Genomic DNA, 11,488 nt, shown 5'->3' with positions numbered 1-11,488 from the left:
AGCCGGGGGTGTTTTCACTGGCCGTTTTCGGACATGTGCCTCAGCCCAACGCGAGGGTTTGCGCCCAGTACCCCCGGAGGGCGCGCCTACAATGCAGCGGACTTCCGAAAACAGCCCAACTCCCTACGCGAAAGGCCCCTGCGTGCAGCCCACACCCGCCATTTTCAAAGCCTACGATATCCGCGGCATTGTGCCGTCCACGCTCAACGAAGAAGTTGCGCTCGGCCTGGGCCGGGCCTTTGGCACGGCAGCCCGCGCCGAGGGGCAGACCACCGTGGCGGTGGGGCGCGACGGGCGCCTGTCGGGCCCGGCCATCTCGGGTGCGCTGATCCAGGGGCTGGTGGAGGCGGGCATTGAGGTGATCGATGTGGGCCTGGTGACCACGCCGCTGCTGTACTTTGCAGCCAGCACGCTGTGTGCCAGCGGCATCCAGGTCACCGGCAGCCACAACCCCAGGGACTACAACGGTTTCAAGATGGTGCTGAACGGCCGCGCCATCTATGGCGAAGAAATCCAGCAGCTTCGCCGCACCATGGAGCAGGAAACCTGGCAGCTGCTGCCCGGCGGCTCGGTGCGCCATGTGGACGTGCTGCCCGCGTACCGCGAACGCATCGTGGGCGATGTGAAACTGGCCCGCCCGATCAAGATCGTGGTGGACTGCGGCAACGGCATCGCGGGCGCCTCGGCACCGGACATCTTCCGCGCCCTGGGCTGCGAAGTGATCGAGCTGTTCTCCGAGGTGGATGGCAACTTCCCCAACCACCACCCCGACCCGAGCAAGCCCGAGAACCTGCGTGATTTGATCGAGGCCCTGAAGGCCAGCGACGCCGAGCTGGGCCTGGCGTTTGACGGCGACGGCGACCGCTTAGGGATCGTGACCAAGGACGGCACCAACATCTTTCCCGACCGCCAGATGATGCTGTTTGCGCAAGACGTGCTCTCGCGCGTGCCCGGCGGCGAGATCATCTTCGACGTGAAGTGCACCCAGCGCCTGGCGCCTGCCATTGCGGCCGCTGGCGGCGTGCCGGTGATGTTCAAGACCGGCCACTCGCTCATCAAGGCCCGCATGAAGGAGACCCACTCCCCGCTGGGCGGCGAGATGAGCGGCCACATCTTCTTCAAGGAGCGCTGGTATGGTTTTGACGACGGCACCTACGCGGGCTGCCGCCTGCTGGAAATCCTGAGCAAGTCCACCGACCCGAGCGCCGTGCTCAACGCGCTGCCCACCAGTTTCTCCACCCCCGAGCTGAACGTGGCCTGCGCCGAGGGCGAACCCCACCGCCTCACGGCCGAGCTGCAGGCCCTGGCTGCAGAGACCTTTGCCGCGCCCTCGCAGATCAGCACCATCGATGGCCTGCGCGTGGACTGGCCCGACGGTTTTGGTCTGATCCGCGCCAGCAACACCACGCCGGTGCTGGTGCTGCGCTTTGAGGGCCACACCACCGAGGCCCTGGCCCGCATCGAAGCGGCCATGCTGGCCCTGCTGCACCGGGTCAAGCCCGATGCGCACGTGGGCGCCGCCAGCCACTGACGCCGTATCGTCGAACCCGCCGCGCCCCTCTTTCTGTATTTGTTGTTGAACCGCCCCGCATGAAACCGTCACTGTCCACCCCCTTGCGTGTTGCCGCTGCCCAGTCGCCCTCGGCGCCGGGTGATGTGGCGCGCAACGTGCAAACGCACCTGGCCTTTGTGCGGACGGCGGTGCACGAACGTGTGCTGGTGCTGGTGTTTCCCGAGCTGTCGCTCACGGGGTATGAACCGAACCTGCTGGCGGCCAACGTGCTGTCGGCCGACCATCCCGCTCTGGCTCCGTTGAGGCAGTCTGCCCAGCAACATGGCATCACCCTGGTGGTGGGCGCCCCGGCTGCGCCGGTGGTGGCGGGCGCCTTGCCCGCCATTGGCGCCTGGGTGCTCGGGGCCGACGGCAGTGTGGCGCTGTACCGCAAGCGCCACCTGCACCCGAGCGAGGAGCGGTTCGCCAGTGCTGGCACCGACGACGCCCAGGTGCTGTTGCTGGCCGGTGAACCTACGGCGCTGGCCGTGTGTGCCGACATCACCCATCCCGAACACGCAATGGCCGCCAGCAATGCGGGCGCCGCGCTCTACGCGGCGGGCGTGCTGATTTCCGAGAAGGCCTATGGGGCCGAATCGGCTCTGCTGCAAGGCTATGCCCGCGACCACGACATGGCAGTGCTGGTGGCCAACTACAGCGGACCCTCTGGCGGCTACGTGAGCGCGGGTCGCAGTGCCTTCTGGGCACCCGGTGGCCACTGCGTGGCAGCCGCGCCCGGTGACAGCCCCAGCCTGGTGTGGGCGGCACGGGGCGACAGCGGCTGGACGGGCGGGGTGGTGGAGCTGGTCGGCTGATCCGCTGAACGATCCCCCGCATGAACGCTGCCCGCGCCCTGTATTCGCTGGTGATCTGGTGCGCGCAGCCCTTGCTGCGCCGCAAGCTGCGCCGCCGCGCCGTGGCCGAACCTGGCTATGCCCATGCGGTGGACGAGCGTTTTGGCCGGTATCCGGTGCCCATGGACAGCATGGTGTCGCACCACAGCGTTGATCCGATAGGCCAGTTCGTCTGGGTCCACGCCGTGTCGCTGGGCGAAACCCGCGCCGCCGCCATCTTGCTGGCCCAGTTGCGTGAGCAGCTTCCGGGCATGCGCCTGCTGCTCACCCACGGCACGGCCACCGGGCGGGCCGAGGGCGAAAAGCTGCTGCTGCCGGGCGATGTGCAGGTGTGGCAGCCCTGGGACACGCCGGGCGCCGTGGGTCGGTTTTTGCGCAAGTTCCGCCCGGCCATCGGCATCCTGATGGAAACCGAGGTGTGGCCCAACCTGGTGGCGGGCTGCCGACAGCGGCGCATTCCGCTGGTGCTGGCCAATGCGCGCTTCAACGAGATATCGCTGCGCAAGGCGCAGCGCCTGTCAGCCCTGGCACGTCCTGCGTATGGCGGCCTGACGGCAGTCTGGGCCCAGACGCAGGAAGACGCCACGCGGCTCGCGGCCATGGGCGCGCCGGTGCGTGGTGTGCTGGGCAACCTCAAGTTTGACGTGGTGCCCGACGCACAGCTGCTGGAGCGGGGCCGCGAGTGGCGCGCGCGCACCGGCCGCCCGGTGGTCTTGCTGGCCAGCAGCCGCGAGGGCGAGGAGGCCATGTGGCTGGAGCAGATCCAGGAAATACGGCAAAAATCGCCCCAAGCGCTAGTGGATCATGCCTTGGCAGCTATCAATAGTGAAGCATCTGGCGACGATTTTCCCCCCGTGCAATGGCTCATCGTGCCGCGCCACCCGCAGCGGTTTGACGAGGTCCACCAGCTGCTGCAGCGGGCCGGCCTGTCGGTGTCGCGCCGCAGCACCTGGGCGGCGGCACCTGCGGCCGCTGACGTGTGGCTGGGGGACTCGATCGGCGAAATGGCGTTGTATTACGGCCTGGCCGATGTGGCTTTGCTGGGCGGGAGTTTCGCCCCACTGGGCGGCCAGAACCTGATCGAGGCCGCCGCCTGCGGTTGCCCGGTGGTGCTGGGCCCGCACACCTTCAACTTTGCCGAGGCGGCCGAACTGGCGTGCGCGGCGGGGGCGGCACAGCGGGTGCCCGACCTGGCACAAGGAATGGCACAGGCTGCAGCGCTGGCGGGGGACGCCCGCGCCCATGAACAGGCCAGCGAGCGGGCCACCCGGTTTGCCGCCACGCACCGAGGGGCTGCGCAGGCCACGGCGCGTGCGATTGTGGCGCTGGTGCAGCCCGAGGGCGGCCTGCACTAGGCCTCAGCAATTCGGGCACGGGATGCACCCCGGCGCGGGGTGCAAGGATCAACTACTTGGCCAGCAGTGCGTTGACCGCTTCGATGTCCTGCTGCGACAGCGTGCCTGCCGCCTGGCGCAGCTTGAGCCCGCCCAGAAGCACGTTGTAGCGGGCCTGGGCCAGGTCACGCTTGGTCTGGTAGAGCTGGCTTTGGGCGTTGAGCACGTCGATGTTGATGCGCACACCCACCTGGTAGCCCAGCTTGTTGGCGTCCAGCGCGCTCTGGCTGGAGGCTTCGGCCGCTTCCAGGGCCTGCACCTGGCCCTGGCCGGACTGCACGCCGTAGAACGCCGCGCGCGTGGCCTGGGCCACGTTGCGGCGGGCGGTTTCGAGGTCGGCCTCGGCCTTGGTTTCGAGGGCCAGGGTTTCCTTCACGCGGTTTTGCACGGCAAAGCCTGCAAACAGGGGGAGGTTCAGTGCCACGCCCACGCTGGCGGCATTGCTGCGGGCCGTGACGCCGGGCGAGATGATGGTGCCGTGCAGGTTGCGCGTGACGTTGTAGCCCGCCTGCAGGTCCACCGTGGGCAGGTGCCCGGTTTCGGCTTTTTTGGTCTCCAGCCGCGCAATGTCCAGCGCAATGGCGGCCTGGCGCACGCCGGGCTGCTGGTCGCGGGCGGTGTCCACCCAGGTGGCAAGGTTGTCCGGCACTACGCCAGGCAGTTGCACCGGCAGTGCCAGGGGCTGCGGCTTGGTGCCGGCGATGCCGACCAGCTGGTCCAGCGCCAGGCGCTTGACGCGCAGGTCGTTCTCGGCGGCGATCTCCTGGGCAATCACCAGGTCGTAGCGGGCCTGGGCTTCACGCGAATCGGTCACCGTGGTGGTGCCGACCTCGAAATTGCGCTTGGCGGCGGCCAGTTGCTCGGACACGGCGGCCTTCTGGGCCTGCACAAAGGTCAGGGTGTCTTGCGCAGCCAGCACGTCGAAGTAAGCCTGGCTCACCCGCACCAGCAGGTCTTGGGTGGCGGCATCCAGCTGGGCCTGGGCCACATCCACGCCGCGCTGACCTTGTTCCAGCGTGATGCGATTGGCAGGCCGGTACAGCGGCTGGGAGGCATTGACACCCACGGTCTGTGCCGTGCCGGTGTTCTCGATCTTGGGTTTGCTCAGCTCCACGTTGGAGCGGGTGAGGCCCCCGGTGAGTGCGGCGGAAGGCAGCAGGCCGGCGCGGGCCTGGTCGGCCTTGCGGGCTGCGGCGTCCAGCTGTGCGCGCGCCGACTGCCAGGCCGTGTCATAGGTGCGGGCCGATTCCACCAGCTGCAGCAGGCTTTGGGCCTGGGCCGGCGCACACAGCGCTGCGCCCAGCGCCAGGGACAGGATGGACAGGGACAGGGGCCTAAACGGTGTCATTGGGGGTCCTTCGGAAGAGTCTGCGAATCGAATCGGGGTGGGCAGCGGCGGGCAGCACTGGGGCATGGGCGCGGCAAGTGCGGTCCATCAACAACGGTCCATCAACCACAAAGGGCGTCAGTAGCGCGGCACTGCCGGATCGCTTTCGTGCGACCAGGCGTCAATACCGCCGGTGATGTTGGCCAGATGCTCGAACCCGTGGTGCTGCAAGAACGAGGCCACGCGCAGGCTGCGGGCGCCGTGGTGGCACAGGCAGGCAATAGGACGTTGCGCCTGGCGGGCGGGCTCCAGCTCGGCCAGCCGCGCGGGCAACTCGCCCATGGGGATGGCCACCAGCTCAAACCCGTCGGCGCGCACGCTGGCGGTCTGCAGCTCCCAGGGTTCGCGCACGTCCAGCACCAGGGGCTGGCTGCCTTCGGGTGCGGCGGCAAACCAGGCAGACAGCTGGGCGGGGCGGACGTGATCGATCATGCAGAACTCCGAAGAAAGCCGAACAACAGGGTCAGAACGTAAAGCCGGAAGGTTCCGGGAAGTTCACCAGGCGCGGGGCGATGGTGTCCCAGGGCGAGGTGGTTTCGAAACGGTCGCCGGTGCGGCGGGTCAGGGTGAAACGCATCACGGGCTCGCTCCCCACGATGGCGCCCAGGCGGCCGCCGTCACGCAGCAGCGCAAGCAGGGAGGTGGGCACTTCGGCCACCGAGCCGCTGAGTACGATCACGTCGAACGGGCCATCGGGAATGGCGTCGCGGGCGCCGTCATTCAGGCGCACATCGGCGTTTTGAACACCCGCGTCGCGCAGGTTCTCACGGGCCATTTCGGCGAGTTCGGGGTTGATTTCGAGCGACACCACACGCTCGGCGCGGGCGGCCAGCAGGGCGGCCATGTAGCCCGAACCTGCACCGATTTCGAGCACGCGGTCGGTCGGCAAAATGCGCAGGTCTTGCAGGATGCGTGCCTCGACGCGCGGCTGCAGCATGCTGTGGCCCAGGCGCACGGCTTCTTCGGCGTCGTTGCCCAGCAGGGGCACTTCGATGTCCATGAAGGCCAGGCTGCGGTAGGCCGGGGGCACAAAGTCTTCACGGCGGACCACCGCCAGCAGATCGAGCACGTCAGCGTCGAGCACATTCCAGGGGCGGATCTGCTGCTCGATCATGTTGTAGCGGGCCTGGGCAATAGGGTCGCTGATGTTGGCGGACGTGTTCAGGGGCAGGTTCATGGGATTTCTCCGTGGGGCAGATGCAAGGCCGATCGGGACGATCAGGACAAACCTTCGATTTTAGGCGCTGCCGGGGCGCGTCCCATCTTGCGAAGGGCCCACTGGGCCAAGTCGTCCATGTAGCAATACACCACCGGCACCACCACCAGGGTCAAGAGGGAAGAGGTAATGACCCCGCCAATCACAGCCTGGCCCATGGGCGCGCGCTGCTCCGAGCCTTCGGACAACGCGAACGCCAGTGGCACCATGCCGAAGATCATGGCCAGAGTGGTCATCAGAATCGGGCGCAGCCGCACCCGGGCGGCCAGCAGCAAGGCGTCGGCACGGGGCAGGCCGGGCACGGTCTGGCCCTGGTCGTTCACATGCTCCTCGCGGGCACGGATGGCAAAGTCCACCAGCAAGATGGCGTTTTTGGTGACCAGCCCCATCAGCATCACCACGCCAATGATGGAGAACATCGACAGCGTGGAGCGGAACATCAACAGCGCCAGCACCACGCCAATCAGCGTAAGCGGCAGCGAGGTCATGAGCGCCAGCGGCTGCAAGAAGCTCTTGAACTGGCTCGCCAGGATCATGTAGATGAAGATGATCGCCATGGCCAGCGCCGAAATGGCATAGCCAAAGGACTCGGCCATGTTCTTGGTGGAGCCGCTGAACTGGTAGCGATAGCCGGGCGGGAAGCTCACTTCCTCCAGCGCCTTCTTGATGTCGTTCGACACTTCACCGGCCGAGCGCTTTGCCACGTTGGCGTTCACCGCCACTTCGCGGGTCAGGTCGCGGCGGTTGATCTGGTTGGCGCCGGTGGATTCGGTCACGCTCGCTACCTGGTTCAGGCGCACGATGCGCGTAGTGCCGTCGGTGGCCGCCAGGGCAAAGGGCAGGCGCTCCAGGTCGGCGGGCTGGGTGCGGGCTTCGGGGGCCAGGCGCACGTTCACATCGTAGGTCTGGTCATCGGGGGCACGCCAGTTGCCCACCGTGGTGCCTGCCACCAGGGTGCGCAGCGATGCTGCCATGGGCGCCACCGACAGGCCCAGGTCCGACGCCACGTCGCGCTTGACCTCCAGGGCGATCACCGGCTTGTTGGGCTTGGCGCTGGTGTCCAGGTCCACAAGCCCGGGAATGTCGCGGATTTTTTCGGTGACCACCTTGGTCAGGCGCTCCAGCTCCTGCAGGTCGGGGCCTTGCAGCGAGAACTCCACCTGCTTGTTGCCGCCCACGGCGTCCAGCAGGCCCACGTGGGTGATGGTGATGCCGGGCACGGTCTTGAGGCGTTCCCGCAGCACGTCGGACATCTGGTCCACGCTGCGGCTGCGGTCCTTGCGGTCCACCAGGCGCACGTAGATGTTGGCGTAGATCTTGCCCTGGGCGCTGCCGGTGTTGATGGTGGCCAGTGTGTAGCGCACCTCCGGCATCTCGCGCAGGATGCCCTCCACCTGTTGTGCCTTGGCCTCGGTGGCCTCCAGCGACGAACCCACGGGGGTGTAGAAATTGAGCGAGGTTTCGGAGAAGTCGGCCTTGGGCACGAACTCGGTGCCCAACAGCGGCACCATGAAGATGCTCAGCACAAAGATGGCCAGCGCAATCGCCATGGTGGTCAGCTTGTGCACCAGCGACCACCGCAGGATGCGCTGGTAGCCCTCGGCCAATGCATCGGTGGCACGGTCGAACCAGCCCGTGACGCGGCCAATGGTCTTGTCGTAGAAGGTGACGGGCTCGATCTTCTGGCCGTGGGCATGGATGCTCGGGTCGTGCCAGATGCTCGACAGCATGGGGTCGAGCGTGAAGCTCACAAACATCGAGATCATCACAGCCGCCACGATGGTGATGCCGAACTCGTGGAAAAACTTGCCGATGATGCCGCCCATGAAGCCAATGGGCATGAACACCGCCACGATGGACAGCGTGGTGGCCAGCACCGCCAGGCCAATCTCCTGCGTGCCATCCATGGCGGCTGCGTAGGCACCTTTGCCCATCTGCACGTGGCGCACGATGTTCTCGCGCACCACGATGGCATCGTCGATCAACAGGCCCACGCACAGGCTTAGCGCCATCAGCGTGATCATGTTGATGGTGAAGCCGAACATGTTCATGAACAGGAACGTGCCGATCAGCGCAATCGGCAGCGTCAGCCCGGTGATCACGGTGGAGCGCCAGGAGTTCAGGAACAGGAACACGATCAGCACCGTGAGGATGGCCCCCTCGATCAATGTCTGGCGCACGTTGTTCACCGCCACGCGGATAGGGCGGGCGCTGTCTCCAATGGTCTCCAGCCGAACGCCGGGGGGCAGCTGGTTCTTCAGCTCCACCACAGCGGCGTTCAGGCCGTCCACCACCTCGATGGTGTTTTCGCCCTGCGACTTCTGCACTGACAGCAGCAGCGTGCGCTGGCCGTTGTACAGGGCCAGACTCTCCACCTCCTGCGCGCCGTCGTTCACGCGGGCGACCTGGTCCAACCGGACCGGCGCTCCATTCTTGCGGGCCACGATGATCTTGCCAAAGTCTTCGGGGCGTTCCATGCGGGCGTCGATCTGCACCACGCGCTCCTGCGCCAGGGACCGGATGGAGCCCACGGGCAGGTCCTGGTTCTCGTTGCGCACGGCCTGCGCCACTTGGTCGGGGGTCACGCCAAACGCTTCGAGCGCCTGCGGGTTCAGGTAGATGTTGATCTCGCGCTTGGTGGCGCCCACCAGGTTCACGGCGCCCACGCCGCGCACGTTCTCCAGGCGTTTCTTCAGAATCTGCTCGGCCCAGGTGGTCAGCTCGACAGCACTGCGGCCAGATTTTTCGTCCGGCAACACCGCCAGCGACCACACGGCGCGACTGGCCGGGTCAAAGCGCAGCACGCGGGGTTCCTTGACCTCGGTGCGCAGCAGGGGGCGCACAGTGGCCACCTTTTCGCGCACATCCTCGGCGGCCTTGCGGCCGTCGATGTGGAGCTGAAACTCGATGATGACAACGGCCGTGCCTTCGTAGCTGCGCGAGGTCAGGGCGTTGATGCCTGCAATCGAGTTGACGCCTTCCTCGATCTTCTTGGTGACTTCGCTCTCGACGATTTCCGGCGACGCACCGGGGTAGTCCACGGTGACCACCACCACCGGGAAGTCGATGTTGGGGAACTGGTCAACCTTCAGGCGCTGGTAGGAGAACAGGCCCAGCACGACGATGGCAAGCATCACCATCGTGGCGAACACGGGGTTTTTGAGGCTGACTTTGGTGAACCACATGGCGGGTCGGGGTAGTCAGAGTGATCAGGGAGCAGCGCGGGATGCCGCTGCCAATGCAGGTGCAGCAGCGGCTGTCGCAGCTGATGCAGCCACCGCCACGGCCGTGCCCTCGCGCAGCAGGCCGATCCGGCCCGCAATCACCACCGTGCCTTCGGGCACACCTTCGACCGCCACCAGGGTCTGGCCGCCCACCACCGCGCGGGTGCCGGTCTTGACGGGTGCATAGACCACGCGGCCATCTTTCAAGGTTTGGAGGTAGGGGGCGGGCTTGTCGGTGCGCACGGCGTCCAGCGGCACGGCCAGCACATCGGCCCGCCCAGTATCGAGCGTTCCCTGCACAAACAGGCCTTGCCGCAGCGGCGTGGCGCCGGGGGCTTGCTCTACCCGCAGGTAGACGGGCACCGTGCGGCTGCCTGCCTGGGCGCTGGGGTTGATGCGCACCACGGTGGCAGGCACCGGGGCTGGCATGCCCTCAATGGTGAGCTGCGCCTTCTGGCCCACCTGCACCGCCACGGAATCCGCCGGGTTGAGCAGCGCTTCCAGCTCGAGCCGCGACAGGTCCACCACCTCGATGATGCGGGCGTCCACTGCCACGCGCTCGCCCGGCTGGGCCAGGCGCTGCGCCACCAGCCCGCTGATGGGGCTCTTGAGCACGGTGTCCTCCAGCGCCTTGCGGGCCACATCAGCGGCGGCCATTGCGGCCTGGTGGTTGGACTGCGCAGATTCGAGGCTGGCTTGCGAGGTGACCAGTGCCGTGGCCGAGATAAAGCCCTGGTCCACCAGCGCGCGGTTGTTGGTGTACTGGCGCTGGTTGATATCCACCTGGGCTTTGGCGGCGTCGGCCTGCTGCTGCGCCTGGCGCAGGCGGGCGCGGGCTTCGGTGGGGTCGATGCGGGCCACTTCCTGCCCGGCCTTCACGCTGTCGCCTTCGCGCACCGTCAGCCCCTGCAACTCACCGCCCACGCGCGCCTTGACCATGGCCGAGTCCACCGCCCGCAAGGCGCCCGATACGGGCACGCCAAGCGCCAGGTTCTGCCGCCGCACCGGCAACACCTCTTGGGCTGCCAGATGCAGCGGCGCCTGGGCGCGCTGGGCCGTGGTTTCGGCCAATGCCTTTTGCTGCGCCTGCCGCGCCGCCATGGCCCGCCACACGCCGCCGCCGAGCAAGACAACAACGACGGCTGCCACCATCCAGGGAATCCAGCGTTTCATGGTCAGGAGCCGCGTGAGGGCGGCGCAGAAAAAGTGTGAGAGGGGGAGGGCACGGGAGAAGAAGGGTCGGGCCGCACCAGCAGCCCGTTCAGCACATTGTCGATCTGGGCATCGATGTACAACTCAGGCCGCAGGCCCAGCGAGTCTGGAATGCAGGCCCCCACCGAGTGCTTCCACATCATGAGGAAGATCATGGGCGCCAGAACCACATGCACGATGTAGTCCAGTGGCACGGGGCGGAATTCGCCGCGCTCGATGCCGCGTTCGACGATGCGGCGGATCAGCGCCTGCCCCGGCAGAATCACCTCCTGCTGGTAGAACTCGGTGATCTCCGGGAAATTCTGGGCCTCGCTGAACATCAGCTTGGTGATACCCGAGGCCTTGGTGGCGCCTATGCGCTCCCACCACACCTGGTAGCAGTACCGCAGCAGATCGCTGGTGGTGCCCACAAAGGAATCCAGCTCATCCCGCCACTCTTCAAAACGGCCCGCGATGTTCTGGCGCACCACCGCCTTGAAAAGCTCTTCCTTGCTGGGGAAATACAAAAACAACGTGCCCTTGGAGACGCCTGCACGGGCCGCCACTTCATCCACCCGTGTCGCGGCAAACCCTTTTTCGACAAACAGGTCCAGCGCGGCCTCCAGCAGCTCACCCGGGCGGGCTTCCTTGCGGCGCTCGCGTTTGGTGC

General features: G+C 66.8%; 9 protein-coding genes. 3 read left to right on the top strand and 6 right to left on the bottom strand.

Annotated elements, in window-relative coordinates:
* Positions 1–142: 142 nt before the first annotated feature.
* Genes NFX52_RS27180 through NFX52_RS27170 form a run of 3 tightly spaced genes read left to right on the top strand, consistent with a single transcriptional unit; the run spans position 143 to position 3,761 of the window.
* Positions 143–1,531 (top strand): phosphomannomutase/phosphoglucomutase, encoded by a 1,389-nt coding sequence (locus NFX52_RS27180; RefSeq protein ID WP_055401757.1) that lies wholly within the window; start codon positions 143–145, stop codon positions 1,529–1,531.
* A gap of 59 nt (positions 1,532–1,590) precedes the next feature.
* Positions 1,591–2,367, top strand: a complete 777-nt coding sequence (locus NFX52_RS27175) for a carbon-nitrogen hydrolase family protein (RefSeq protein WP_055401755.1) — start codon at positions 1,591–1,593, stop codon at positions 2,365–2,367.
* Between the two features lie 20 nt (positions 2,368–2,387).
* Positions 2,388–3,761: a 3-deoxy-D-manno-octulosonic acid transferase gene (locus tag NFX52_RS27170; RefSeq protein WP_055401753.1), complete on the top strand. Its 1,374-nt coding sequence runs from the start codon at positions 2,388–2,390 to the stop codon at positions 3,759–3,761.
* Positions 3,762–3,813: 52 nt separating this feature from the next.
* On the opposite strand, the gene NFX52_RS27165 is transcribed toward NFX52_RS27170, so the two are convergent.
* The 6 genes from NFX52_RS27165 to NFX52_RS27140 all read right to left on the bottom strand — a co-directional run.
* Positions 3,814–5,148, bottom strand: a complete 1,335-nt coding sequence (locus NFX52_RS27165; protein ID WP_055401751.1) for a TolC family outer membrane protein — start codon at positions 5,146–5,148, stop codon at positions 3,814–3,816.
* 117 nt (positions 5,149–5,265) lie between these two features.
* Complete coding sequence (locus NFX52_RS27160; RefSeq protein ID WP_055401749.1) at positions 5,266–5,619, bottom strand: rhodanese-like domain-containing protein; 354 nt, start codon at positions 5,617–5,619, stop codon at positions 5,266–5,268.
* A gap of 31 nt (positions 5,620–5,650) precedes the next feature.
* Complete coding sequence (locus NFX52_RS27155) at positions 5,651–6,364, bottom strand: protein-L-isoaspartate O-methyltransferase family protein (RefSeq protein ID WP_055401747.1); 714 nt, start codon at positions 6,362–6,364, stop codon at positions 5,651–5,653.
* A gap of 41 nt (positions 6,365–6,405) precedes the next feature.
* Positions 6,406–9,588, bottom strand: a complete 3,183-nt coding sequence (locus NFX52_RS27150; protein ID WP_055401745.1) for an efflux RND transporter permease subunit — start codon at positions 9,586–9,588, stop codon at positions 6,406–6,408.
* Between the two features lie 24 nt (positions 9,589–9,612).
* The gene (locus tag NFX52_RS27145; RefSeq protein ID WP_055401743.1) at positions 9,613–10,800 is read right to left on the bottom strand and encodes an efflux RND transporter periplasmic adaptor subunit; all 1,188 of its coding nucleotides are present in this window, start codon (positions 10,798–10,800) and stop codon (positions 9,613–9,615) included.
* 2 nt (positions 10,801–10,802) lie between these two features.
* Positions 10,803–11,488: TetR/AcrR family transcriptional regulator (locus NFX52_RS27140; protein ID WP_252635903.1), on the bottom strand; the 686-nt coding region annotated here is incomplete at its 5' end.

Origin of the sequence: Acidovorax facilis (genome assembly GCF_023913775.1) — a bacterium.
Taxonomy (GTDB): domain Bacteria; phylum Pseudomonadota; class Gammaproteobacteria; order Burkholderiales; family Burkholderiaceae_C; genus Acidovorax; species Acidovorax facilis.
The sequence above is the reverse complement of the archived record's forward strand: the minus strand, read 5'-3'. Positions and strand labels throughout refer to the sequence as shown.